This window comes from Streptomyces sp. NPDC001732, assembly GCF_053596315.1.
Genome location: NZ_JBSFFY010000014.1, coordinates 133394 through 157718 on the forward strand (window position 1 = coordinate 133394; position 24325 = coordinate 157718).

At 69.8% G+C, this 24325-nt stretch carries 21 protein-coding genes and 2 tRNA genes; 14 read left to right on the forward strand and 9 right to left on the reverse strand.

Translation table 11 applies throughout. The annotated features are described in order from the left end of the window. Positions 1–167 precede the first annotated feature (167 nt). A tRNA-Ala gene (locus ACWCXX_RS17015) sits at positions 168–240 on the forward strand. A 126-nt stretch (positions 241–366) separates the two neighbouring features. On the opposite strand, the gene ACWCXX_RS17020 is transcribed toward ACWCXX_RS17015, so the two are convergent. Beyond that, positions 367–1068 (reverse strand): DUF5324 family protein, encoded by a 702-nt coding sequence (locus ACWCXX_RS17020; RefSeq protein WP_451127908.1) that lies wholly within the window; start codon positions 1066–1068, stop codon positions 367–369. Between the two features lie 507 nt (positions 1069–1575). On the opposite strand from ACWCXX_RS17020, the gene ACWCXX_RS17025 reads away from it, so the two are divergent. Together ACWCXX_RS17025 and ACWCXX_RS17030 are read left to right on the forward strand one after the other, a co-directional pair. Further along, on the forward strand, positions 1576–2103 hold the full coding sequence (locus ACWCXX_RS17025; protein WP_451127861.1) for a peptidylprolyl isomerase: 528 nt from the start codon (positions 1576–1578) through the stop codon (positions 2101–2103). A gap of 169 nt (positions 2104–2272) precedes the next feature. After that, entirely contained in the window at positions 2273–3175 is a 903-nt protein-coding gene (locus ACWCXX_RS17030) for a rhomboid family intramembrane serine protease (RefSeq protein ID WP_451127910.1), read from the forward strand. A 416-nt stretch (positions 3176–3591) separates the two neighbouring features. Here ACWCXX_RS17030 and crgA read toward each other — a convergent pair whose 3' ends face one another. Beyond that, on the reverse strand, positions 3592–3846 hold the full coding sequence (gene crgA / locus ACWCXX_RS17035) for a cell division protein CrgA (protein ID WP_451127863.1): 255 nt from the start codon (positions 3844–3846) through the stop codon (positions 3592–3594). Between the two features lie 140 nt (positions 3847–3986). Here crgA and ACWCXX_RS17040 point away from each other — a divergent pair, with 140 nt between their 5' ends. From ACWCXX_RS17040 to ACWCXX_RS17065, 6 genes are read left to right on the forward strand one after another with little or no spacing between them, the layout of a single operon-like run. Then, a complete protein-coding gene (locus ACWCXX_RS17040; RefSeq protein WP_451127865.1) occupies positions 3987–4754 on the forward strand; it encodes a DUF881 domain-containing protein in 768 nt (255 codons plus the stop codon). Between the two features lie 26 nt (positions 4755–4780). Then, complete coding sequence (locus ACWCXX_RS17045; protein WP_451127867.1) at positions 4781–5479, forward strand: class E sortase; 699 nt, start codon at positions 4781–4783, stop codon at positions 5477–5479. A gap of 56 nt (positions 5480–5535) precedes the next feature. Continuing rightward, positions 5536–5718, forward strand: a complete 183-nt coding sequence (locus ACWCXX_RS17050; protein ID WP_148836937.1) for a hypothetical protein — start codon at positions 5536–5538, stop codon at positions 5716–5718. After that, positions 5715–6353, forward strand: coding sequence for an aminodeoxychorismate/anthranilate synthase component II (locus ACWCXX_RS17055; protein WP_451127869.1), 639 nt, complete (start codon positions 5715–5717; stop codon positions 6351–6353). Before ACWCXX_RS17050 ends, ACWCXX_RS17055 begins: the two co-directional genes overlap by 4 nt. Further along, positions 6350–7867 carry a class E sortase gene (locus tag ACWCXX_RS17060; protein ID WP_451127871.1) on the forward strand — a complete coding sequence of 506 codons (1518 nt, stop codon included), beginning with the start codon at positions 6350–6352 and terminating at the stop codon, positions 7865–7867. The genes ACWCXX_RS17055 and ACWCXX_RS17060 overlap by 4 nt, the downstream gene beginning before the upstream one ends. 27 nt (positions 7868–7894) lie before the next feature. After that, positions 7895–8623, forward strand: coding sequence for a class E sortase (locus ACWCXX_RS17065; protein ID WP_451127873.1), 729 nt, complete (start codon positions 7895–7897; stop codon positions 8621–8623). 97 nt (positions 8624–8720) lie between these two features. Here ACWCXX_RS17065 and pknB read toward each other — a convergent pair whose 3' ends face one another. The 6 genes from pknB to ACWCXX_RS17095 all read right to left on the reverse strand — a co-directional run bounded on the left by pknB (position 8721) and on the right by ACWCXX_RS17095 (position 16790). Beyond that, the gene (pknB, locus tag ACWCXX_RS17070; RefSeq protein WP_451127875.1) at positions 8721–10703 is read right to left on the reverse strand and encodes a Stk1 family PASTA domain-containing Ser/Thr kinase; all 1983 of its coding nucleotides are present in this window, start codon (positions 10701–10703) and stop codon (positions 8721–8723) included. A 167-nt stretch (positions 10704–10870) separates the two neighbouring features. Then, complete coding sequence (locus tag ACWCXX_RS17075; protein WP_451127877.1) at positions 10871–12328, reverse strand: peptidoglycan D,D-transpeptidase FtsI family protein; 1458 nt, start codon at positions 12326–12328, stop codon at positions 10871–10873. Beyond that, on the reverse strand, positions 12325–13734 hold the full coding sequence (locus ACWCXX_RS17080) for an FtsW/RodA/SpoVE family cell cycle protein (protein ID WP_451127879.1): 1410 nt from the start codon (positions 13732–13734) through the stop codon (positions 12325–12327). The genes ACWCXX_RS17075 and ACWCXX_RS17080 overlap by 4 nt, the downstream gene beginning before the upstream one ends. Positions 13735–13756: 22 nt before the next feature. After that, positions 13757–15268 (reverse strand): Stp1/IreP family PP2C-type Ser/Thr phosphatase, encoded by a 1512-nt coding sequence (locus ACWCXX_RS17085; RefSeq protein ID WP_451127881.1) that lies wholly within the window; start codon positions 15266–15268, stop codon positions 13757–13759. A gap of 129 nt (positions 15269–15397) precedes the next feature. Next, on the reverse strand, positions 15398–15913 hold the full coding sequence (locus ACWCXX_RS17090) for an FHA domain-containing protein FhaB/FipA (RefSeq protein WP_148836929.1): 516 nt from the start codon (positions 15911–15913) through the stop codon (positions 15398–15400). A gap of 10 nt (positions 15914–15923) precedes the next feature. After that, the gene (locus ACWCXX_RS17095; RefSeq protein WP_451127883.1) at positions 15924–16790 is read right to left on the reverse strand and encodes an FhaA domain-containing protein; all 867 of its coding nucleotides are present in this window, start codon (positions 16788–16790) and stop codon (positions 15924–15926) included. A gap of 315 nt (positions 16791–17105) precedes the next feature. On the opposite strand from ACWCXX_RS17095, the gene ACWCXX_RS17100 reads away from it, so the two are divergent. The 5 genes from ACWCXX_RS17100 (at position 17106) to ACWCXX_RS17120 (ending at position 23236) form a co-directional block, all read left to right on the forward strand. Further along, positions 17106–17188, forward strand: a tRNA-Leu gene (locus ACWCXX_RS17100). Between the two features lie 680 nt (positions 17189–17868). Next, the gene (locus ACWCXX_RS17105; protein ID WP_451127885.1) at positions 17869–18228 is read left to right on the forward strand and encodes a transposase; all 360 of its coding nucleotides are present in this window, start codon (positions 17869–17871) and stop codon (positions 18226–18228) included. Between the two features lie 728 nt (positions 18229–18956). Beyond that, entirely contained in the window at positions 18957–20936 is a 1980-nt protein-coding gene (locus tag ACWCXX_RS17110; RefSeq protein WP_451127887.1) for a BTAD domain-containing putative transcriptional regulator, read from the forward strand. A 94-nt stretch (positions 20937–21030) separates the two neighbouring features. Beyond that, entirely contained in the window at positions 21031–21783 is a 753-nt protein-coding gene (locus ACWCXX_RS17115) for a thioesterase II family protein (protein ID WP_451127889.1), read from the forward strand. Next, the gene (locus tag ACWCXX_RS17120; protein WP_451127891.1) at positions 21776–23236 is read left to right on the forward strand and encodes an amidase family protein; all 1461 of its coding nucleotides are present in this window, start codon (positions 21776–21778) and stop codon (positions 23234–23236) included. The genes ACWCXX_RS17115 and ACWCXX_RS17120 overlap by 8 nt, the downstream gene beginning before the upstream one ends. Positions 23237–23289: 53 nt before the next feature. Here the strand turns inward: ACWCXX_RS17120 and ACWCXX_RS17125 are convergent, their stop codons facing one another. Beyond that, complete coding sequence (locus ACWCXX_RS17125) at positions 23290–24213, reverse strand: ornithine carbamoyltransferase (protein WP_451127893.1); 924 nt, start codon at positions 24211–24213, stop codon at positions 23290–23292. Between the last annotated feature and the right edge of the window lie 112 nt (positions 24214–24325).

The window sequence follows — 24325 nt, forward strand, 5'->3', positions numbered from 1 at the left end:
GTCTCCCCTTCGCTGCGGCTTCGCTGCTGCGAACCTCGTCGAGCATCTTACGGAGAGTGGTCGCCGACCGGGAGTCCCTATCCTTTTGCAGGAATGCGGGGGGAACCCGGTACTGTGGGTCTGCGGCGGTGACCGAGACGCTGGAGTGTCCGGTGCTGTCCGTTTTCGGGGCCTTAGCTCAGTTGGTAGAGCGCTGCCTTTGCAAGGCAGATGTCAGGAGTTCGAATCTCCTAGGCTCCACTTCTGGAACCCCCTCCCACCTGTGGAAACACGGTCGGAGGGGGTTCTGTGCGTGGAAGGGGCGAACCCGTGTCCACATGAAGCCCGAGGGCTTGTGGACACGGGTCCGGCGGGACGGGAGGCGGCTCAGGGGCGGTCGTCCGGGCCGCCGGTCCCGTCGTTCTCGTCCTCGGTCCGGGCCTCGGGGTCGGGCGGGGTCGGGCCGCTGCCGTCGACCGAGGTCAGCGGCGGACGGTCGGAGACCTCCGTGGGGGCGGTCGGCTCGACCAGCCAGTCGGGGTTGGCCTGCTTGTCCCACCAGCGCCAGGCGGCGTAGGCGACGCCCGCCACGAGGCCGGTCACGGCGAAGCACTTGAGCAGCCGCCCGGCCCTCGCCCGCCGCTCGTGCTTTCTGGCCAGCTGCCGGATCTCCTGCGCCGTGACCTGTCCGCGCAGTGCGGCGAGCGCGGCGGCGCTGCGGGCCGATGCCTCCTCGGCCATGGGCTGGGCGAGGGCCATCGCGTGTTCGACGCGCGGCACGGTGTAGTCCGCGGCGCTGCGGGCGGCCCGGCGGGTGTGCAGGGCGGCCCGGCGGCCGACCTCGTCGACCTTGGGGGGCACGTGGGTGAGGGCCGTCTCGATGCGCGGGGCGAGATGTGCGTCGTACTGGATGCGGGCCTGCCGGGCCGCCTTGGACACCTTCGGCGCGAGCAGGGTGCGGGCCTCGTGCGCGAGGTGTGCGGCTTGCTCCTTGGCCGTTTCGGCGTAGGGCGCCACCACTTCCGCGGCGTGCTGCACGCTGTCCTTCGCCGAGTCGGTTGCGGCGCGCACGCTGTCGATGCGGGTCACGGGATCCTCCTCCTTGGTGGCGGGTGGGTACTCCGCCTTTCCACCCATTTCGAGATCATGCCCGCCGGATTCCGGTACGGCATGCGGGGCGGCCATCCGGGGCATCCGGATCACGGGTGATGCCGTCGGGCAATGCGGTGCAAGGGGAGCCTCTCGCCGACAATGCCACGGTTCAGCACGGTCTGCTCTGCTTCTCACGCACTTGGCCGCATTTATTGCTGCGGGGAGCTGTACGGGAGCTGTACGGGGCGGTGCGTCGGTGCCGCGGCGGGCGGAGGGGTTCCGGTCGTGCCCGCGGCGCCGTACGGGGGGAGCGGAATCGGGCAGGGAGGTGAGCGCGGTGTGTCCGCCGGTGGCGGCCGGGGGCCGGGGCGGGCGGTCCGTGCGAGGATCGGAACGTCCCCGAGGGCCGAGCTGCGCACCTCGGGGACCGTGCGGTGCACGGCACGGGCGACCCGGACGTCACCGACGGCTTGAACGTCACCGAAGACTCACGGAAGGCAGATCGTGGCCGAGAAGCTTTACGCCACCTTGAAGACCAACCAGGGCGACATCGAGATCGAGCTTCTGCCGAACCATGCGCCCAAGACGGTCAAGAACTTCGTCGAGCTCGCCAAGGGCGAGCGCGAGTGGACGCACCCCCAGACCGGCAAGAAGTCGACGGACAAGCTGTACGACGGCACCGTCTTCCACCGCGTCATCAGCGGCTTCATGATCCAGGGCGGCGACCCGCTGGGCAACGGCACCGGTGGTCCGGGGTACGAGTTCGCCGACGAGTTCCACCCCGACCTCGCCTTCACCAAGCCGTACCTGCTGGCCATGGCCAATGCCGGTCCGGGCACCAACGGCTCGCAGTTCTTCGTGACCGTGGCGCCGACCGCCTGGCTGACCGGCAAGCACACCATCTTCGGCGAGGTCAGCAACGACGCCAGCAAGAAGGTCGTGGATGCCATCGCCGCCACGCAGACCAACCCCCGCACCGACCGTCCGGTGGAGGACGTCGTGATCGAGTCGGTCGTCATCGAGAGCCGCTGATCACCGCAGGTCATCGGACGATCACTTTCTGATCGTCCTCCCGGGAACCAAACGCCCTGCTCGTCCGTACTTGTTGCATAGCGGTACTTGTTCACGTACCGGGGCGAGCAGGGCGGCGTCGTGCGTGCGGACGCCGGAGGACCGAAGGGACCGGGAAGCGATGGGACCGATGGACCAGCAGCCGCCGGGGGGCCCGGACCGGTTCGCCGAGGCGGAGGGCTCGCTCGGCTGCTACCGCCACCCCGGCCGCGAGGCGAACATCCGCTGCACCCGCTGCGACCGCCCGATCTGCCCCGAGTGCATGGTCGGCGCCTCGGTCGGCTTCCAGTGCCCGGACTGCGTCCGCCGGGGATCCGGTACGGGGCACCACCCGGCCGCCGACCGCCCGCGCACCGTCGCGGGCGGCAGCGTCACGGCCGATCCCCGCCTCGTCACCAAGATCCTCCTCGGCCTCAACATCGCGGTGTACATCGCGGTGCTGGCGAAGGGCACCGGGCTGGTCGACGAGCTGATGCTGCTCGGCCGGGCCACGACCCACTTCGGCGGCCCGCTGGAGGGCGTGGCAGAGGGCCAGTGGTACCGGCTGGTGACATCGATGTTCCTGCACCAGGAGGTGTGGCACATCATGTTCAACATGCTGGGCCTGTGGTGGCTCGGCGGCCCGCTGGAAGCGGCGCTCGGCCGCGCCCGTTACCTCGCGCTCTACATGATCTCCGGGCTGGCGGGCGGTGCTCTCACCTACTGGCTCTCCGCGCCCGTGCAGGGCTCGCTCGGCGCCTCCGGGGCGATCTTCGGCCTGCTGGGCGCCACCGCCGTGCTGATGCGCCGGCTCAACTACGACATGCGCCCGGTCCTCGTGCTCCTCGCGGTGAACCTGGTCATCACGTTCAACCCCTGGGGCGGAATCGCCTGGCAGGCCCATGTCGGCGGCCTGATCGCGGGCACGCTGATCGCGATCGGCATGGTGCACGCCCCCCGGGAGCGGCGCGGACTGGTGCAGTACGGCACCTGTGCCCTCGTCCTGGCGGCCACCGTCCTCATCGTCCTCGCCAGAACGGCCGCGCTGACCTGAGCGGGTGCGGCGGCCCGAGCGGACGGGCCGACCCGGCCAGTCGTGCCGGGCAGCCGACCCGCTCAAGCCGTGCCGACTTGAGCGGGGGCCCTGCAGGAGAGTCCGTGCCGGGCCGTCGACCGTTCGGATCGGACCGGTTGTGATCGTCTGTGACGGGAGTTGTCCACAGCGGGTGCCGGATCTTGTGCACTCTGTGGGAACAACTGTGCCCCTTGTCGCCAAGCCGGGTTTTTCCAGCAGGGACAAGGGGCGCTCCCTCCCTCGATGAGGGAGACTGCAGTCACATCGGCGTCAACAGCCGGAGGGTTATCCACAGATCGTCTGACCTTTTCCCCTGCCTGTGGATAACGCTGTGGGTAACTCGGGGCAAGGGTTGCGGGACGGGGCCCCGCTGTGCGTTCAGACGCGGGACGGCACTACTTCCACTGTGTGGAGACGCCGAAGCCACCGGCGATGAAGCCGAAGCCGACGACGATGTTCCAGTTGCCCAGCGAGTCGATGGGCAGATCGCCGTCGGTCACGTAGAAGACGACGATCCAGGCCAGCCCGATCAGGAAGAGCGCCAGCATCACGGGCGCGACCCAGCTGCGGCTGGTCAGCTTTATGTTGGTTGACTGCTTCGCCGGAGGGGGCGTGAAGTCGGCCTTCTTGCGGATACGTGACTTCGGCACGAGGAACTCTCCTGTCGATGCGCTGCGTGACCGCGCAGGTAACTGTGGCTGGCGCCGGGGCGGGCGCGAGGGGGACTGCTGCCTTTCCCGGGCGTCCGTTAGCGTAGTGCTTCCGTGGCGCCTAAGGAGATAAGGGTACGTTGAGCAATTCTGCCGACTCCCCCCAAGGGCCGGTCCGGCGCACCTTCCGGCACCCGGCCAGAGTGCTCACCGCTGCCGTCTTCGCCCTCGCCGGGCTGATCTTCGTCACCAGCGCCAACACGGCCAAGGGCACCAACATCCGCACCGACTCCTCGCTGCTCAAGCTCTCCGACCTCATCCAGCAGCGCAGCGAGAAGAACGCCCAGCTGGACGAGACGACCGCATCCGCGCGCGAGGACATCGACGCCCTCGCCCGGCGCGACGACGGCAGCACCGAGGCGGAGGACGCCCGGCTCAAGGAGCTCGAACGGACCGCGGGCACCACGAAGCTCACCGGCCGTTCGGTCTCGGTCACCCTCAACGACGCCCCGCCCGACGCCACCGCCGGCCCCGGCTACCCCGATCCGCAACCCAACGACCTGGTCATCCACCAGCAGGACCTGCAGGCGGTCGTCAACGCCCTCTGGCAGGGCGGTGCCAAGGGCATCCAGGTCATGGACCAGCGGCTGATCTCCACGAGCGCGGTGCGCTGCGTCGGCAACACCCTGATCCTCCAGGGCCGGGTCTACTCCCCGCCGTACAAGATCACCGCGATCGGCGACCCGGGCAGCCTCAAGCAGGCACTCAACAACTCCCCGGCGATCAGCAACTACCTGCTGTACGTCAAGGCGTACGGGCTCGGCTGGAAAGTGGACGAGCACGAGGCGGTGACTCTTCCCGGCTACTCGGGCACAGTGGATCTCCACTACGCGGAGCCCGTGAAGTAGCGAGCAGCTGTGGGGAGGCCGGCCCGGTGTCGGTGCGACTGGTCGTCAGGACGTTCAGCGAACTCTGCATCACCGTCGGCGCACTCATCGTGCTCTTCGTGGCGTACGTGCTGTTCTGGACCGGCGTGAAGGCGGCGGACGCGGCCGGTGAGGAGATCGACGCCCTGCGCGGCCAGTGGTCGCGGGGAACGGTGCCCGTGCCCGGGGCGCGGCCCTCCCCGGGGCCGGCGAAGCCCCCCGCCCCCGCCGCGTACCGGGACGGCAAGCCGTTCGCGATGCTGTACATACCGCGCTTCGGCAAGGGGTGGGAATGGCCCGTCCTGGAGAACACCGAGGTCAAAACCCTGCAGAAAGGTCTCGGCCACTACCGGGGCACCGCACGCTTGGGAGAAACGGGCAATTTCGCGGTGGCCGGACACCGCCGCACCTACGGGGACCCGTTCAAGGACTTCCCGAAGCTGCGCCGGGGCGACGCGGTCCTGGTGACGGACGGGACGACGTGGTTCACGTACCGCATCGGGAAGCCGCCCTACCGGACCGTGCCGAGCGACACCGGGGTCATCGCCCCGGTACCCCGCCGGTCCGGCTTCGACGGGCCCGGACGCTATCTGACCCTGACCACCTGCGATCCCGAATGGGGCAGCAGTCACCGGCTCATCGCCTGGGCGCACCTCGACGCCACCCAGCCCGTGACGGAAGGCAGACCGACGGCTTTCCACAGCTGACCCCCGCTTCCGCCGCGGCCCCTTAGTCTGGTTCCGTACCGAATGGAGGGGACAGCATGTATGGCTGGATCTGGCGGCATCTGCCGGGCAACACATGGGTGCGTGCGCTCATCTCGCTCGTACTGGTGCTGGGGGTCGTCTACGTGCTCTTCCAGTACGTCTTCCCCTGGGCGGAACCTCTGCTCCCGTTCGGTGACGTGACGGTCGACGGCTCGACAGGGACGGAGGGCGGCCAGTGAGCGCCCGCATCCTCGTGGTGGACAACTACGACAGCTTCGTCTTCAACCTCGTCCAGTACCTCTACCAACTCGGTGCCGAGTGCGAGGTGCTGCGCAACGACGAGGTGACGACGGCGCACGCCCAGGACGGCTTCGACGGCGTTCTGCTCTCGCCCGGCCCCGGCACCCCGGAGCAGGCGGGCGTCTGCGTCGAGATGGTCCGCCACTGCGCGGCGACGGGCGTTCCGGTCTTCGGGGTCTGCCTGGGGATGCAGTCGATGGCGGTGGCGTACGGCGGCGTGGTGGGCCGTGCCCCGGAGCTGCTGCACGGCAAGACCTCGCCGGTGACGCACGAGGGCGTGGGGGTCTTCGCCGGCCTGCCGTCCCCCTTCACCGCGACCCGCTACCACTCGCTCGCCGCCGAGCCCGGCACCGTACCTCCGGAGCTGGAAGTGACGGCGCGTACGGCCGACGGCATCATCATGGGGCTGCGCCACCGTGAACTGGCGGTGGAGGGCGTGCAGTTCCACCCGGAGTCGGTGCTGACCGAATACGGACACCTGATGCTGGCCAACTGGCTGGTGCAGTGCGGCGACACCGGGGCCGTCGCGAGGTCGGCGGGGCTCGCGCCGGTGGTGGGCAAGGCCGTCGCGTGACCCCGCTCCGCCCCGAACACGAAGCAGGACGGGACGGCCCGTACGAACAAGGGACGTACGAGGCCGCAGGCGTGTTCGAGGCGACGGCCGACCGGATGGCGGACCCGCTGAGCGATCCGCTGCCCGGACAGCACGCCTCGCCGTGGTTCAGGGCGGACAACATCCGCCCCGAGGAGGCCGAGGCACCGGAGGCGGGACGAGGACGGCACCGGAACCCGGCTCCGCAGCAGTGGTCCGGGACGCCGCCCGCCCCACAGGCGCAGTCGCCCGCGCAGCCGTCGGCGGCGCAGGGGGCACGGGATCCCGGGGGCGTTCCGGACGAGTGGTACGACCCCCAGGGGTTCGAACGGGACTGGTACGGGCAGCAGACCGCTCCGGCACCCGCGCCCGCTCCTGTGCCCGCGCCCGCTCCGGTGCCCCCGGCCCGGCCCGGCCCCTCCTCCTACCCGGCCCCCTCCCCAGGTGCCTTCCCGGGTGCCTTCTCCGCCGAGGAGGGAACGGCCGTCCTGCCGACCGTCCACGAGCCGGGCCCCTTCCCGGCCGACGACGGAACGGTCGTTCTGCCGGTCGTCGACGAACCGGACTTCGGCCCGGACCCCGTGCCGACGAAGGGCACGGAGCGCTTCGAGGACCCCGGACAGGGCCCGGAGGCCCCCGGGCCGGCCCCCGGGGACACGCCTTCGGAACCACGCCCCGGCGGCCGTGCCGAACGCCGCCGCGCGGCCAAGGGACGCGGTCGCCGCCGCACCGACGCCCCGGCACGGACCGCGTCGACGGCCGCGGCACAGGCCGACAGACCGATGTCGCGCGTCGAGGCACGGCGTGCGGCACGCGCGGCCAAGGACAGCCCGGCCGTGGTCGCCAGCCGGTTCACCGGCGAACTGTTCATCACGCTCGGCGTGTTGATGCTGCTGTTCGTCACCTACCAGCTGTGGTGGACGAACGTGCGCGCCAACCTGTACGCGGGCAAGGAGACACACAAGATCCAGGACGACTGGGCCAAGGGCGACCGCAACCCCGGTGTGTTCGAAGCGGGACAGGGATTCGCCATCATCCACATCCCCAAACTGGACGTGGTCGCTCCGATCGCCGAGGGCATCAGCAAGGAGAAGGTCCTCGACCGGGGCATGGTCGGCCACTACGGAGAGGGCTCGCTCCGCACGGCGATGCCGTCGGCCGAGAAGGGCAACTTCGCCCTGGCCGGCCACCGCAACACCCACGGCGAGCCGTTCCGTTACATCAACCGGCTGAACCCCGGCGACCCGATCGTGGTGGAGACGCAGGACGCGTACTACACGTACGAGATGACGAGGATCCTGCCGCAGACGTCGCCGTCCAACGTCTCGGTGATCGACCCGGTGCCGGCCGGTTCCGGCTTCACCAAGCCGGGCCGGTACATCACGCTGACGACCTGTACGCCGGAATTCACGAGTACATACCGTTTGATCGTCTGGGGCAAGATGGTCGACGAACGACCGCGCAGCAAGGGGAAGCCCGACGCGCTCGTGGGCTGAATCAACATCACGACAGGGACGGGTGCGGTGACAGCGAGGACCGAGGACGAAGAGCGAGTCGGCGAGTCCACGCCCCCTTCCCGGCGCGCGGGTCGCCACCCCGTCGCGACCGCGGTCAGCGTCTTCGGTGAACTGCTGATCACCGCGGGCCTGGTGCTGGGACTCTTCGTCGCCTACTCCCTCTGGTGGACGAACGTGCTCGCCGACCGCGAGGCCGCCGAGCAGGGCCACACCGTCCGCGACCGCTGGGCGGGCGGACCGGGCGCGCTGGACACCAAGGACGGCATCGGGTTCCTGCACGTCCCGTCGATGAAGAACGGCGAGGTCCTGGTCAAGAAGGGCACCGACACCGAGAACCTCAACAACGGCATCGCGGGCTACTACACGGAGCCGGTGAAGTCGGCGCTCCCGTGGGACAAGAAGGGCAACTTCACCCTGGCGGCACACCGCGACGGGCACGGCGCCAAGTTCCACAACATCGACAAGGTGCGGACCGGGGACGCGATCGTCTTCGAGACCAGGGACACCTGGTACGTCTACAAGGTCTTCGAGGAGCTTCCCGAGACGTCGAAGTACGACGTCGACGTCCTGCAGCCGGTACCGAAGGGCTCGGGCGCGAAGAAGCCCGGACGCTACATCACGCTGACGACCTGCACGCCGGTCTACACCTCGAAGTACCGCTACATCGTGTGGGGCGAACTGGTCCGCACCGAGAAGGTGGACAAGGACCGCACGAAGCCGGCGGAGCTGCGCTAGGGCAAGCAGAGCAAGAAGAGCAAGAAGAGCAGGGACGACAAAGGGCCCCGGTCACCGTGAGGTGCCGGGGCCCGATGGCGTTCGGTGCGGTACGGGGTCAGTGCTTCCGCGAGCCGGACGGGCCGCCGAAGATGTTGCCGTCTCCACCGCCCGGCATGGTCTGGACGTTGACCGCGCTGTTCTTGTCTACCTGCTGGCCCGGTCCGGGCTGGAAGCCGAGGACCTTCGCGTTGTCGTCACCGGGACCCTGGACCTGGCCGAGTTGCAGACCCGCCTGGGTCAGCAGGGCCTTCGCCTCCCCGAGGGTCTTGCCCTGCAGATCGGGCACCGTGGCCTTCTCCGGCTGCTGCGGCCCCTTGGAGACCTTCAGGACGATCTGCACGTCCTTGGCCTGCTTGCCGACGCCCGGGGTCTGCTCGACCACCGTGTTCGCCGGCTGGTCCGAGTCGATGTCGGTGCGCGAGATGTTGGTGAACCCGATGCCCCTGAGCTGGGCCTCGGCCGCCTCGTACGTACGGGTGCGGACGTCCGGAAGGTCCAGGGTGGCTTCCTTGGCGACCGTGATCGTGACCTCGGAGTTCCGCTCGGCCTTCGAGTTGCCCTCGGGGTTCTGCTTGATGACCGTGCCCGGGGTCTTCTCGGACTCGATCGTGTTGACGGTCACCGTGAAGCCCTTGGCCTCCAGGTCCTTGCGCGCGGTCGCCTCCGTCTTCTCGACGACGTCCGGGACCTCGACCTTCGGCGCTCCGGTGGAGACGACGACCGTGATGGTCTCCTTCTCCTCCATCTTCGCGTCGGCGTCCGGGGTCTGGCTGCAGATCTTGCCCGCGTCCTGCTCCTCGCAGGGCTCGCGCGAGCCGATCTTCAGGGTGACATTGGCGTTGTCGGCGAGTTTCTGCGCCTGTTTCACGGTCGTGCCGACCAGGTTCGGCGCATCGATCTCGCCGCTGCTGTTGGTGTCGCTGAACACCGACCTGCCGATCAGGATCGCCCCGATCAGCACCAGGATGCCCGCGACGACCAGCAGGATCGTCGAGGTGTTGCTCTTCTTCTGCCGACGCCGGTCGGGCCGGTCGTCGTAGCCGTAGCCGCCATCGTCCGGGTTGACCGGGGGCAGCATGGAGGTGGCCGCGCCGTTCTGGTCGGCGGCGTGCAGCGCGGTGGTGGGCTGGTCGTTGCCGCCGTAACCGTCGTAGCCGCCGTAACCGGCCGCGCCCATCGCCGCGGTGGCGGCGACCGGCTGGCCGTCGAGGCACGCCTCGATGTCGGCGCGCATCTCGTCGGCCGACTGGTAGCGGTAGTCGGGGTCCTTGACCAGGGCCTTCAACACGATCGCGTCCATCTCGGGCGTGATCTCGGGGTCGAAGTTGCTGGGCTTCTGCGGCTCTTCCCGTACGTGCTGGTAGGCGACCGCGACGGGCGAGTCCCCGACGAAGGGCGGCCGGACCGTCAGCAGCTCGTAGAGCAGGCAGCCGGTCGAGTACAGGTCGGAGCGCGCGTCGACCTGCTCGCCCTTGGCCTGCTCCGGGGAGAGGTACTGGGCGGTGCCGATGACGGCGGCGGTCTGGGTCATCGTCATGCCGGAGTCGCCCATGGCGCGGGCGATGCCGAAGTCCATGACCTTGACCTGGCCGGTGCGCGTCAGCATGACGTTCGCCGGCTTGATGTCCCGGTGGACGATGCCCGCGCGGTGCGAGTACTCCAGTGCCTGGAGGATGCCGACGGTCATCTCCAGGGTGCGCTCGGGCAGCAACTTCCGGCCGGAGTGCAGGAGTTCCCTGAGCGTCGATCCGTCCACGTACTCCATGACGATGTACGGGATGGAGACCCCGTCGACGTAGTCCTCGCCGGTGTCGTAGACGGCGACGATCGCCGGGTGGTTGAGCGAGGCGGCGGACTGGGCCTCACGGCGGAACCGGGCCTGGAAGGACGGGTCGCGGGCCAGGTCGGCCCGCAGCGTCTTCACAGCTACGGTGCGGCCGAGCCGGGTGTCGTGTGCGAGATAGACCTCGGCCATGCCACCACGGCCGAGCACCGAGCCCAGCTCGTACCGGCCGCCGAGGCGACGCGGCTCTTCCATAACTGTTCCAGCCCTCTCCGTCGGTCCCGACCGCACCGGTGTGCGGTCCGGCGGTGTGCTGCTCGCACCTACGCTACCGGCCACGCACTACCCGATCGGGCGGAAGTCCGGACTCGATATCCGACCGGTATCCCAATGTGCAGGTATGCCATCCGGTGTGATGGGCATCACCTCTTGCTGTCGATGACCGCCTTCATCACCGAACGAGCGATCGGGGCGGCCAGACCGCCACCGGAGATGTCGTCGCGGTTGGCCTGGCCGTCCTCGACGACGACGGCGACGGCGACCGGGGAGCCGCTGTCGGTCTTGGCGTACGAGATGAACCACGCGTACGGCTTCTCGCTGTTGTTGAGGCCGTGCTGGGCGGTACCGGTCTTGCCGCCGACGGTGACGCCGCTGATCTGCGCGTTGCGACCGGTGCCGTTCTGGACGACGGTCTCCATCATCTGCTGGAGCTTCTGCGCGTTCTCACCCGAGAGGGGCTGGCTGAACTGCTCCTTCTCGTGGGTGTAGATGGCGTCCAGGTTGGGGGCCTGGCGCTCGGCGACCATGTACGGCTGCATCAGCTTGCCGTCGTTGGCGACCGCGGCGGCGACCATCGCCATCTGGAGCGGGGTGGCGCGGTTGGACGCCTGGCCGATGCCGGCCATGGCGTTCTGCGGGCGGTTGTCCTTGGGGTAGGCGCTGGCGTCGGCGCGGACCGGGGTGAAGATCTCCTCGTTGAAGCCGAACTTGTCGGCCTGGTCGATCATCTTCTTGTTGCCCAGGTCGTCGCTGATCTTGCCGAAGACCGTGTTGCAGGACCACCGCAGTGCTTCCCGGAGCGAGGCGTTCTCGCAGGGGATGTTGCCCTCGTTGTCCAGGTTGAGGGTGGACAGCGGGAGGCGCCAGGGCAGCGGCGAGTTCGTCTTCGCGTCGATGTCGGTGTACAGCCCGTTCTCCAGCGCCGCGGCGGCGGTGACGACCTTGAAGGTCGAGCCGGGCGGGTAGGTCTCGCGCAATGCCCGGTTGAGCATCGGCTTGTCCTTGTCCTTCAGGAGCTGCTGCCGGGCCTTGCTGTCCTTGTCGGAGTTGCCCGCGAAGACCGAGGGGTCGTACGACGGGGTGCTCACCAGGGCCAGGATGGCGCCGGTCTGCGGGTCGAGGGCGGCGACGGCGCCCTTCCTGTCGCCGAGCCCCTTGAACGCGGCCTTCTGCGCGGCGCCGTTCAGCGTGGTGACGACGTTGCCGCCCTGCTTCTTGTCGCCGGTGAACATCGACAGGGTGCGGTCGAAGAAGAGCTGGTCGTCGTTGCCGGTGAGGATGCCGTCCTCCAGGCTCTCCAGCTGTGAGGCGTCGAAGGCCTGCGAGGAGTAGCCGGTGACGGGGGCCCACATGGGGCCGTCCTTCCAGACCCGCTTGTACTTGAAGTCGCTGCCCTTGGTCTCGACGGACCCGGTGACGGGATTGCCGTCCACGATGATGTTGCCGCGCTCGTGCGCGTAGCGCTCGATCCGGACGCGGCGGTTCTCGTCGCGGCTGTTCAGCTCGTCGGCGCGGACGTACTGGAGGTAGTTGGTGCGCACGAGCAGGGCGAGGATGAGGACGCCGCAGAAGATCGCGATTCGGCGCAGGGGCTTGTTCACGGTCGGACCACCTGGGTCATCTCGGCATCGGGGGACGGCGCGGGTGCCGGAGCGGGGCGGCGAGCGGTGTCGCTGATCCTGATCAGGATGGCGATCAGCGCCCAGTTGGCCAGCACGGACGAACCGCCGTACGCGAGGAACGGCATCGTCATGCCACTGAGCGGGATGAGGCCCATGACGCCGCCCGCGACCACGAAGATCTGGATGGCGAAGGCCCCGGACAGCCCGACGGCGAGCAGCTTGCCGAAGGGGTCACGGGCGGCGAGCGCCGTGCGGAGGCCCCGCTCGACGATCAGGCCGTAGATCAGCAGGACGGCCATCATCCCGGCCAGGCCGAGTTCCTCGGCGACGGTGGAGAGGATGAAGTCGGCGTTGGCGGCGAACATGATCAGGTCCGAGTGGCCCTGCCCCAGTCCGGAGCCGAGGGTGCCGCCGGCACCGAAGGACATCAGCGACTGGGCGATCTGGTCGCTCTGCGCCATCGTGGCCTTGGAGAACGGGTCGAGCCAGGCGTTCACACGCTGCTGCACGTGGGGTTCGAAGGAAGCCACTCCCACCGCACCTGCCGCGGACATCAGCAGACCGAAGACGATCCAGCTGGTCCGCTCGGTGGCGACGTACAGCATCACGACGAAGAGGCCGAAGAAGAGCAGCGAGGTGCCGAGGTCGGTCTCGAAGACCAGGATCAGGATCGACAGGGCCCAGATGGTGATGATCGGACCGAGGTCGCGGCCGCGCGGCAGGTACATCCCCATGAAACGGCGGCTGGCCAGCGCCAGGGCGTCACGCTTCACCATGAGATAGCCGGAGAAGAAGATCGCGATCAGGATCTTGGCGAACTCTCCCGGCTGGATGGTGAACGGGCCGAGGCTGATCCAGATCTTCGCGCCGTTCACCGCGGGGAAGAACATCGGCAGGATCAGCAGGACCAGCGCCACGGCCATCGAGATGTAGGTGTAGCGCTGGAGGATGCGGTGGTCCTTGAGGATGATCAGCACGGCGACGAAGAAGGCGACGCCGATCGCCGAGTAGAGCAGCTGCTTGGGGGCGTCGGGGCTGTACTTCCCGTACGCGAACTCCGCGCGCTGGATCAGTCGCTGCGACTGGTCCAGCCGCCAGATCAGTACCAGCCCCAGGCCGTTGAGCAGGGTCGCCAGCGGCAGCAGCAGCGGGTCCGCGTACGGGGCGAACTTGCGCACCACGAGGTGGGCGACGCCGCCGAGCAGGATGATCCCGGCGCCGTATCCGAACATGCCGGACGGGAGCTTGCCGTCGATGGCGAGCCCGACGTTGGCGTAGGCGAAGACCGAGATGGCGACGGCGAAGCCCATCATCATCAGCTCGGTGTTGCGACGGCTCGGCGCGTCGATCGCGCCGATCGTGGTCGTGTTGGTGACAACGCTCATGGTGCTGAAGGCCCCCTACGGCTTACTGCTTACCGCACTGCGGGACCAGCTTTTTCTCTTCCTCCGAGAGGCTGGGACCAGGAGCGGGAGTTTTGGTCGGCTTGGTCTTGTCGGTTTCGGAGGTCTTGGCGCCACCGGATGTCTTGGCGGCGTCCGAGTCCGTGCCCGCGGCCTGGCCCTCGTCCGATCTGGCCTTCTCGGCGGCGCGCCGTTCGGCGTTCTTCCGGCAGGCGGACGCCTGGACGGAGAGTTCGCCGATCTTCTCGCGGGCGGAGACGAGATCGCCCTCGGCGATGGTCGCCTCGACCTGCTTGCGCTGGTAGCTCGGGAGGTACTTGAGTTCGATCTCGGGGTGGTCCTTCTCCACCTCCGAGAGCGAGATCCAGCCCAGTTCCTGGCTGATGCCGCGGAACAGCGCGACGTGGTCGTTCTTCGCGCCGACGTAGAACTGGTTCTGGGTCCAGCGGTAGCCGCTGTAGAGGCCGCCGCCGACGACGGCGAGGGCCAGCACGGTATAGAGGGACCTCTTGAGCCACTTGCGGCCGCCGCCGGGCTTCACGAAGTCGTCGTCGGTGTACGAGTCGAAGGAGCCGTCCGGCATCCCGCCGTAGCCGACGTCCTCCCCGCTTCCGGGCGGGCCGAAGCCTCCGGCGGGCGGCGGGACGGGGCGGCCGAGGCCGGCCGCGCGGCCCGCCGGGGTCTGCATGGCGGCCGTGCTCTCGGCGGAGGTCATCTGCGCGGCCTGGTTCTCGGCGACCGCGCCGACGACGACCGGGGTGTCGTTGAGCTGCGAGGCCAGGGTGTCGTTGCTGTCGACGTCGAGGACGTCCGCGACGATGCAGGTGATGTTGTCCGGTCCGCCGCCGCGCAGGGCGAGCTGGATCAGTTCCTGGATGGTCTCCTGGGGGCCCTGGTAGCTGGCGAGGGTCTCCTCCATCGTCTGGTGGGAGACGACGCCGGAGAGCCCGTCGGAGCAGATCAGATAGCGGTCGCCGACCCGGACCTCGCGGATGGAGAGGTCGGGTTCGACGTGGTCGCCGCTGCCCAGGGCGCGCATCAGGAGGGCGCGCTGCGGGTGGGTGGTGGCCTCTTCCTCGGTGATCCGGCCCTCGTCGACCAGCCGCTGCACCCAGGTGTGGTCCTGGGTGATCTGGGTGAGCACGCCGTCGCGCAGCAGGTACGCGCGGGAGTCGCCGACGTGGACGAGGCCGAGGCGCTGACCGGTCCAGAGCAGGGCGGTGAGCGTGGTGCCCATGCCCTCCAGCTGGGGGTCCTCCTCGACCATCATGCGCAGCTGGTCGTTGGCCCGCTGGACCGCCGTGCCGAGCGAGGTCAGGATGTCGGAGCCCGGGACGTCGTCGTCGAGCTGGACGAGGGTGGAGATCACCTCGGAGCTGGCGACCTCGCCGGCCGCCTGGCCGCCCATGCCGTCGGCGATGGCGAGAAGGCGCGGGCCGGCGTAGCCGGAGTCCTCGTTGCCCTCCCGGATCATGCCCTTGTGCGATCCGGCGGCGAAGCGCAGGGAAAGACTCATGCGCACCTCTCCCGTCGGCTCGGGGTACAGCCGGTCTCGAGCCACACTGCCCACCCTCCGGTCGGGAGCCGGGCGGGGTCCGATGACCGTACCGCCGTGGCTCGCTCGCTCCGCTCGCTCATTGTCGTACTACTTCCGCAGCTCGATGACGGTCTTGCCGATTCGGATCGGCGCGCCCAGCGGAACGGGCGTCGGGGTGGTGAGACGGGTCCGGTCGAGATACGTGCCGTTGGTGGACCCGAGATCCTCGACGATCCACTGGCCGTCACGGTCGGGGTAGATCCTGGCATGCCTGCTGGACGCGTAGTCGTCGTCCAGCACGATCGTTGAATCGTGCGCACGGCCCAGCGTGATGGTCTGCCCCTGGAGCGCCACCGTGGTGCCGGTGAGGCTGCCCTCGGAGACGACCAGTTTCGTGGGTGCCCCCCGGCGCTGGCGGCCGGACTGCTGGCGCTGCTGCGGCGGTGCCGCGGCGTTCTGGCGCTGCTGCGGTGGTCGTGCGTCGTTCGCGGTGCGGCGTGAGCCGCGCTGTGTGACGCGCGTTCCGAACAGGTCACTGCGGATGACCTGGACGGCCACGATCACGAACAGCCACAGAACGGCCAGGAAACCTAGCCGCATGACCGTCAGGGTCAGCTCTGACATTGCCCCCGCTTCACCCTTCGGCTTGCCGGTAAACGATGGTGGTGCTGCCCACGACGATTCGTGAGCCGTCGCGGAGCGTAGCGCGGGTGGTGTGCTGCCCGTCCACCACGATGCCGTTGGTGGACCCGAGATCCTGGATCGTCGAGGGCGTTCCGGTCCGGATCTCACAGTGCCGGCGCGATACGCCGGGGTCGTCGATCCGCACGTCGGCGTCGGTGCTGCGGCCCAGCACCAGCGTCGGGCGGGAGATCTGGTGGCGGGTGCCGTTGATTTCGATCCAGCGTCGCACCTGCGTGTTGGACAGGGGCCCGGGACCGGCCGGCGGGTGCCGGTCGGCGCCGGTCCTGCCCGCTCCCGGCGGCGGGGCCGCGGGCATGGGCGGGGCGGAGCTGGGGGGGTAGCCGTAGCCGCCGGGGGGCTGCGGGGACCGTCCCGGTCCGGGGTGGGGAGGCTGTCCGGGGTGGCCCTGCGCTCCCTGCCGGCCCTGGGGGTCCTGCGACGAACTCGACGCCAGGGTGCGGCTGCGCACCCGGTAGAGCCCGGTGTCGAGGTCGTCGGCCTTCTCCAGGTGGACCTTGATGGGGCCCATGAAGGTGTACCGCTGCTGCTTGGCGTAGTCGCGGACCAGGCCGGAGAGCTCGTCGCCCAACTGGCCGGAATACGGGCTGAGTCGCTCGTAGTCAGGGGTGCTGAGCTCGACGATGAAGTCATTGGGGACGACTGTCCGCTCGCGGTTCCAGATCGTTGCGTTGTTGTCGCACTCGCGCTGGAGGGCTCCCGCGATCTCGACGGGCTGGACCTCGGACTTGAAGACCTTGGCGAAGGTGCCGTTGACCAGACCTTCGAGACGCTGCTCGAAACGCTTCATGACTCCCATGGGGCACCTCCTCCGTTGTAGTCGTCCCTGTACTGCTTACTGATCGTATCCACGCCTCGGGAAACCGGCTGGTTCCCCTTGTCCGCCCCGTGGACGAGTGTCACCTCTCACACGGATCGTAGAGGCGGCTTCCTCCCAGTGTCCCGCACCCGGGGTGCATACAGGAGGAGTGGGGGCGACCGCTCGGCGTTCCCGCTTCCCGCCGGGCGGCCGGTGAAACAACGGATGTGAATCCACCCTGTCCAGCGTGCTAATCTTCCGGATGTCGCCAGGCGATCGCACCAAACGGTGAGAGAACCTGGAAGCACCACTCTTGCGCGAGTGGCGGAACGGCAGACGCGCTGGCTTCAGGTGCCAGTGTCCTTAGGGACGTGGGGGTTCAAATCCCCCCTCGCGCACAATAAGGAACACCGATGTGGGTGTTCCAGCAGTACCGAACGAAACGGTCGGCATCGTGATCACGGTGTCGGCCGTTTCGTCGATGGCGGTCGGGTGAGGTGTGGGCGGTGTCGCCCACGGGTGCCCCGTGGGCGAGGGGAAGGGTTGTCCGTCGAGAGGGATTGCTCGGCGTGACGGTGTGCTGACGGCTCGTGTCGCGGCGGTGATCCGGGGTACTTTTCCGGTGGCGAGGGCCGTGAGGCGGTCGCAGGGGCGTACGTGACGGTCGTCACGGACGTCGGCGGAGGATTCGGGGGGCGCTCGCGGTCCACACGGGCATCCGGAGAGTCTCGGAATCCGTCTTCGTGGTCCTGGAGGCCGGTCGCGCGTGGGCGCCGGCCGTGCATCTCGCTCCGGCTTTTCGTGACGAACCGGACCTGGGCGGCATACGGCGGACCCACCGGTGTCACCGGAGCAAACCGGGGTGAACCGATCCCCTCGGTCAAGGGTGTCCACCGTCGGCGAGACCGAGGTCGGCAGAGCAAATGAGCCAATCCGATCTCCGGCGAAGTGACGGGCGATCGTGCGCGCCCTCCTCGGCGTTGTCCCGAACACACATTCCACATCGGGGTTGCCGGGCAGGTGATCGAGGGTGCGTCTCACGTGGCGGCGGGTGCAGGTTGCTGCATCATTGCTGGTCGTGAGTGCCGATCTGTCGCAGCGACTGGTTCCTGACGGGTTGTGGGAGCTGGTCGCTCCGCTGCTGCCACTGTTCAACGCCCGTCCGCAGGGCGGCGGTACCGCGCCGTACGACGAGCGGGCCGTGTTCGTCGCGGTGGTGTACGTGCTGACCAGTGGGTGTGCCTGGCGGCAGCTGCCGGAGACGTTCGGTGTCTCGCCCGCGACCGCGCACCGCAGGTTCACCGCGTGGACCCGGGCGGGTCTGTGGCGGCGGCTGCGTCGCGTGGTCCCGGACGGAACCGGCGCCCGGGGCGAGCCGGACTGGGCCTCGGTGATCGTCGGGGCCGCCGACGCGCGGATGGAAAAAGGAGCGCGCTGACCGGCCCGTACCCGGTGAACTCCGCGCGGACGGAACGTACTTCTCCTCCGGCCGCCCGGGGCCTTCCGGCCGGAGCGGTCCGGCCCGATCCGGGCGAGGGGCCCCGGGCCGGTCCTCCTCGGTTCCGCAACCGCCCCGATCCGTCGCGGGAAGCCGGCACGGCCGACCACATGAGACATCTGAGCGGGCGGTTTTCGGCCAGCGGTTAAGAGGGTCGTAAAAGATGGAGTTAGTCCGTCCGGGTGAGGTCTGCTTATCGTTGCTGCAGATCAAGGCATCGATGGCAGAGGGGGGCTGCCTTCAGCCCCGTATGCGAACCGGACAGGTACGGACCGGATACGTACAACGGGGGAACGAAGCGATCGACGGCGCGACCCGGTCCGGTAGAGGCCCTGGTACGTGAAGCCAAGGGTGCGCCGCGCAGTGCCGATATCCATTCAGGACCGCATCGTTCGGCCGGTCGACGCCGACGGCGTGGCGGAGACGGTGCTCCGGGCGAGGCCCGGCCCGTGCAGAACCTCATCGTGAGGTCGGCGCCGCTTGGGGGGCGTGCGCCGATGGCATGGCGGAGCGGGCATTTGCGCCCCAGATCGCACGACATCGAAATCCGGCTCGGGCTTCCACGACACCGCACGGCACGGGGGTGCACGCGGTGCGGTGAGTGGCGAGCGGGGTCGCCCTCCAATGACCAGAAGGACCAGACAGCAGTCTCACAACGGGGGTTCACCATGACGCATGGGATCGACTGCCTGCCGCAGCGCCCACTGTGCGCGGAGACGGCGCACTCACCGGTCGCGCGTGAACGCAGCGGGACCACGGAACACGTCGGCCGGCTCGACTTCAGGATGCTCGGCCCGCTCGAAGTCTGGGCGGGGTCCCAGCGGGTCGAGATCCGCGGACGCAGGCAGCGGACCGTGCTGGCGATGCTGTTGCTCTCCTCGGACCAGGTCGTCTCGCACGACCGGCTGATCGACGCGGTGTGGAACGGCCGGCCGCCGGTGACGTGCCGCACGCAGATCGCGATCTGCATCGCCAGTCTGCGGAAGGCGATCCTGGCCGCCGGCCACACCGACGAGGTGATCGCCACCACCACGTCCGGCTATCTGCTGCGCAGGACGCGGCACCGGGTCGACGCGGTGGAGTTCGCCGCCGCCGCGGAGACGGCGCGCATGCTCGGTCAGCAGGGGGACAGCGGCGCGGCGGTCGCGATGCTGGGAGAGGCGCTCGCGCTGTGGCGCGGACCGGCCCTGGCGGACATCTCCAGCGCCGTGATCGAGACGGAGGCGGAGCTGCTGGAGCAGCAGCGGCTCGCCGCGTACGAGCAGTACGTGACCCTGCAGCTGCAACTCGGCAAGCACCGCGAGGTCATTCCCGAGCTCACCGCCCTGGTGAACGACCAGCCCCTGTGGGAGCACGGGCGGGCCGCCCTCATGCTCGCGCACTACCGCTCGGGGCACCGGCCGGAGGCCCTGCGGCTCTTCCGCCAGGCGCGGAGCGTCTTCCGCGAGGAGATCGGCCTGGAGCCGGGCCGGGTCCTCCAGGACCTGCACATGGCCATGCTCCAGGAGACCACTCAACTCCTGCCCAGCGCCGACACGACGGTGCTGTCCGCCGGAGAGGTCACGCTGCCGGCGCTTCCGCCCGTCTCCGCTCCGTTCGTCGGCAGGGAGCGCGAGCTCAAGGCCCTCGACGCCCTGGTGCAGAGGGGTGCCGCGGGGGCCCCGGCGGTGGGTCTCGTCGTCGGGCTGCCCGGCATCGGGAAGACCGCGCTGGCGCTGCACTGGGCGCGCGCCGCCGCCAAGTCGTTCCCCGAGGGGCAGCTCTACGTCGATCTCGGTGCCACGGGGTCCGCCGACGTCCCCACCGTGCTCCTGAAATCGCTCGGTGTGCCGGACTCGCGCATTCCGGAAAGTTTTCAGGAGCGGATCGACGACGTTCACCGGTACATGGGGAACCGGCGGATGCTCGTGATCCTCGACGGTGTGCCGGACGACATGACGGCGTACGAACTCGTTCCCCGGACGGGGAGTTGTGCCTTTCTGCTGACCAGTCGGCGGGTGCTCGCCGTCAAGACGACGGTGCGGTTCAGGCTGTCGGAGCTGGCCCCGGAAGAGTCGGTGCGACTGCTCAATTCGCTTTCGGTGAACGACCTTTCGTCGGAAGGAGAATTGCCGGTCCATCAACTGGCCGCCCTGTGCGGGCATTTCCCGCTGGCGCTGTCCGCGGCATCCGCCCGGCTCGCCGCGAAGCCGCACTGGCGCCTGTCCCATCTCCTGACCCGTCTCCAGGACCCGCGCCACCGGCTGGAGGAGCTCTACACCGGGGCTCCGGCGCTGAGGTCCGCGCTGGACAGCGGTCGCAGGACGCTCGGCTCCTCGGCGGCGGAGCTCTACCGGCGGCTGGGCCTCGTCGACACGGACCGCATCGACGTCCGCGTCGCCGAGGCGCTGCTCGACACGGAGGAGGCGGACGCCCGGGGCCTTCTGGAGGAACTGGTGGACGCCACCTTGCTGGAGGTCGCCGACGTGGGGCCCGACGGCTGGTTCCAGTACCGCATGCCGGAGCTCCTCGCGCTGCACGCGGCCGAGATCGCCTACGCGGAGACCGGCGTCACCGAGCGCGACGCGGCACGGGAGCGCGTGGTCCGGTCCGCCGCCGGGGTTCCGGGCGATAACCGGTCGATACCGGGCCTTCGTAGGGTCTGCTGAAGCGTGCCGCTCCGTGGTCCTCCGCTGCCCTGACGGGGACGTACCGCGCCGGCCCGAGCGACATGCCCAGGACCGCCCTCCGGAGGTACGGATGATGACAAGTCGGGTAGCCAGTGCGTGGCTGAGGCGCTACGGGGAGGTGGCGCACCCGCGGCTCCGGCTGGTGTGCTTTCCCCACGCGGGGGGCGGTCCGAGCGCGTTCCGGACGTGGGCCGGCGAGCTGCCGTCCGACGTGGAGGTGCTGGCCGTGCGGTACCCGGGCCGGCAGGACCGGGTGACCGAGCCGTGCATGGACCGGATGGAGCCGCTGGTCGACGCGGTCGTGCGGGCGCTCACCGAGCTGGACGACCGGCCCCTGGTGCTCTTCGGGCACAGCATGGGCGCCTGGATCGCGTACGAGGTGGCGCAGCGCGTCCCGGTGCGGGCCCTGGTGGTGTCCGGCCAGGTGCCGCCCTCGCGCCGGTCGTCGGCGCCGCCCGGATCCGCCCGCCGGGGCGACGGCGACGACATGTCCGACGAGGAGCTGATCGGCGAGGTCAAGAGGCTCGGCGGGTACGACGCCTCGCTCTTCGAGGACACCGAGCTGCTCGACCTCGTGCTGCCGCCGATCCGGGCCGACTTCACCCTCGTGCGCACCTACCGGCCCGGGACCCCGAAGCTGCTCGACTGCCCCGTGGTCGCCTGCTACGGCAAGGACGACGCCGATGCCCGGCCGGAGGACGTCGGGGCCTGGGCCGGGGCGACGACCGGCCCGTACACGGAACGGTCCTTCCCCGGCGGGCACTTCTACCTGGCGGAGCAGGAGTCCGCGCTGCTGCGGGAGCTGTCGGTGGTGACCCATGGCTGATCTGACGGAGACCACACTCGCCGGGCTGCGGGCGGCGCTCGCCGAGGGGCGGGTCACCGCGCTCGGGGCGACCCGCTGGTACCTGGACCGGATCGCGCTGCTCAACGAGGAGCTGCACGCGGTCATCGAGGTGAACCCGGATGCCGAGGCGGAGGCCGCCCGCCTCGACGCCGGGCCGGTGCGGGGGCCGCTGCACGGCGTCCCCGTCCTGCTCAAGGACAACCTGGACACCGCCGACCGGATGCACACCACCAGCGGCTCCACCGTCATGCTCGGCTCCCGTCCGGCGCGCGACGCCACGGCCGTGGCCCGGCTCCGGGCCGCCGGGGCGGTGCTGCTCGGCAAGGCCAACAAGACGTCGTGGATCACCGGTTCGGCCGGGTGGAGCGCCCGCGGGGGCCAGACCCGCAACCCGTACGCGACGGACCACTCGCCGCACGGGTCGAGCTCCGGCTCGGCGGCCGGGGTCGCCGCGAACCTGTGCGCCGTCGCCCTCGGCACCGAGACCGTGGGCTCCATCCTCGGCCCGGCCGCCGCGAACTGCGTGGTCGGGGTGAAGCCGACGACCGGGCTCACCAGCCGTGCCGGAATGATCCCGGCCATCCCCAGCTTCGACTCCGTCGGGCCGCTGGCCCGTACCGTCGCCGACGCCGCGGACGTGCTGTCCGTCATCGCCGGTCCCGACCCCCTGGACGAGGCGACGCGGACGGCTCCCGTGCTCGACTACCGCTCCTTCCTCGACGACGACGGCCTGCGCGGAGCCCGTATCGGTGTGCCCCGCAAGGTGTTCTTCGGGTACAGCGAGGCGGCCGACGCGGTCGCGGAGGCGGCACTCGACGTGATGCGCCGGGCGGGCGCCGTGATCGTCGACGGCACCGACATTCCCGCCGCGGCCGAGCTGACCACCCATCCGGCCATCGGCGCCGTCGTCGTCAACGAGACCGCCCACCACCTCGCCCGGTACCTCGCGAAGACGCCGGGGGACCATCCGCGCACCCTCGCCGGGCTCGTCGCGGCGAACCGGGACCACGCGGACGTCGAACTCGCCCACTTCGGCCAGGAGACCCTGGAGATGCTGGCCGGTTTCGTGCCCGACCTCGACGGCGCGGCGTACCGGGAGGCGTTGGCCGCGGTGCGGCGCATGGCGGGCCGGGACGGCATCGACGCCGTCATGGACGAGCACGGGCTGGACGCCCTGGTCATGCCGACCTGTCCGCCGCCGTGGCCGATCGACCTCGTCCGGGGCGATCCCGAGCCGCACGGGGCCGCCGTCGTGTCCGGCGTCGCCGGGTACCCGGCCATCAGCGTGCCGGCCGGCTGGTCGCAGGGGCTGCCCGTCGGTATCACCTTCACGGGACGGGCGTTCGGCGAGCCGGTGCTGTTCCGGCTCGCGCACGCCTTCGAGCGGGCGTGCCCGGTGCGCCGCCCGCCCGCAGGACGACCCATGCCGTGACCGGCAGGGCCTGCCCAGGCGGGGCAGGCCCTGCCGGTCACGGCACCGGGCGACTACAGCGCCCCGAGGCTCCACTCCAGGACTGCGGCGGCGCTGTGCATCTTGGCCTCGGCCTGGGTGAACGCGATCGACCTCGGCCCGTCCAGCACCGCGGCGGTGACTTCCTCGCCGCGGTGCGCGGGCAGGTCGTGCATGAACACCGCGTCCGGGCTGGTGTCCAGGACGGCTTCGTCGACCTGGAACGGGGCGAACGTCTTCCGCCACGCCGGGTCGGCCTTCGACGTGCCCGTGGTCTGCCAGCGGGTCGTGTAGACGACGTCGACGCCGGTCGGCAGGTCGTCCGTGTCGTGCCGCTCGGTCACGACCGAGCCGTGGCGTGCCGCGTACTCCTTCGCCAGGGCCAGGACGCCCGGATCGACGCCGTAGCCCCGCGGGGTGCGCAGGTGCAGCTCGGTACCGGGGAAGCGGGGAAGGGCGAGCGCCAGGGCGGCGGCGGTGTTGTTGCCCTCGCCCAGGTACAGGACGCGGCGCCCGCCCAGGTCACCGAAGTGCCCGGCCATCGTCGTGAGGTCGGTCAGCGCCTGCGTGGGGTGCTCCAGCGCGCTCATCGCGTTCACCACGGCCATCCGGTCCTGGGAGGCCAGGGCACGAAGCTCCGCCTCGCTGCCCGCCGTACGGGCCACGAGGGCGTCCAGCATGCCGGCGAAGACGCGGCCGGTGTCCTCCATCGTCTCGCCCGTGTTGAGCTGGAGGTCGCCGGGACCGTACTGGATGATCCTGCCGCCCAGCCGCAGGGCCGCCGCGGAGAACGCGGTGCGGGTGCGGGTGGACGTGGCGCGGAAATAGATCCCGACCACGGCGCCGCCGAGTGATTCACACGGCCACGCGCCGGAAGCGAACTGCCGACCCCGCTCAACGATCTGATACAGGCTGCTGTCGGGGATGTCGGCCAACGAAATGACGTGTCTGCGGGCCATTAACTCGACTCCTGAACTCGGCGGCCTCGAAATGTACCGAGGCCATTTATCACCCAGATATTTCTCCCCGCCGGAGGTCGAGAAGCGCACGATAACGCCTCGAAAAGGCCTC

Excerpts from the sequence above, each read along its gene's own strand:
- ACWCXX_RS17085 (WP_451127881.1), bottom strand. The coding sequence starts at position 15,268 with ATGAGTCTTTCCCTGCGCTTCGCCGCCGGATCGCACAAGGGCATGATC.
- ACWCXX_RS17110 (WP_451127887.1), top strand. The coding sequence starts at position 18,957 with ATGACGCATGGGATCGACTGCCTGCCGCAGCGCCCACTGTGCGCGGAG.
- ACWCXX_RS17080 (WP_451127879.1), bottom strand. The coding sequence starts at position 13,734 with ATGAGCGTTGTCACCAACACGACCACGATCGGCGCGATCGACGCGCCG.
- ACWCXX_RS17090 (WP_148836929.1), bottom strand. The coding sequence starts at position 15,913 with ATGTCAGAGCTGACCCTGACGGTCATGCGGCTAGGTTTCCTGGCCGTT.
- pknB (WP_451127875.1), bottom strand. The coding sequence starts at position 10,703 with ATGGAAGAGCCGCGTCGCCTCGGCGGCCGGTACGAGCTGGGCTCGGTG.
- ACWCXX_RS17115 (WP_451127889.1), top strand. The coding sequence starts at position 21,031 with ATGACAAGTCGGGTAGCCAGTGCGTGGCTGAGGCGCTACGGGGAGGTG.
- ACWCXX_RS17095 (WP_451127883.1), bottom strand. The coding sequence starts at position 16,790 with ATGGGAGTCATGAAGCGTTTCGAGCAGCGTCTCGAAGGTCTGGTCAAC.
- ACWCXX_RS17120 (WP_451127891.1), top strand. The coding sequence starts at position 21,776 with ATGGCTGATCTGACGGAGACCACACTCGCCGGGCTGCGGGCGGCGCTC.
- ACWCXX_RS17050 (WP_148836937.1), top strand. The coding sequence starts at position 5,536 with ATGTATGGCTGGATCTGGCGGCATCTGCCGGGCAACACATGGGTGCGT.
- ACWCXX_RS17030 (WP_451127910.1), top strand. The coding sequence starts at position 2,273 with ATGGACCAGCAGCCGCCGGGGGGCCCGGACCGGTTCGCCGAGGCGGAG.
- ACWCXX_RS17125 (WP_451127893.1), bottom strand. The coding sequence starts at position 24,213 with ATGGCCCGCAGACACGTCATTTCGTTGGCCGACATCCCCGACAGCAGC.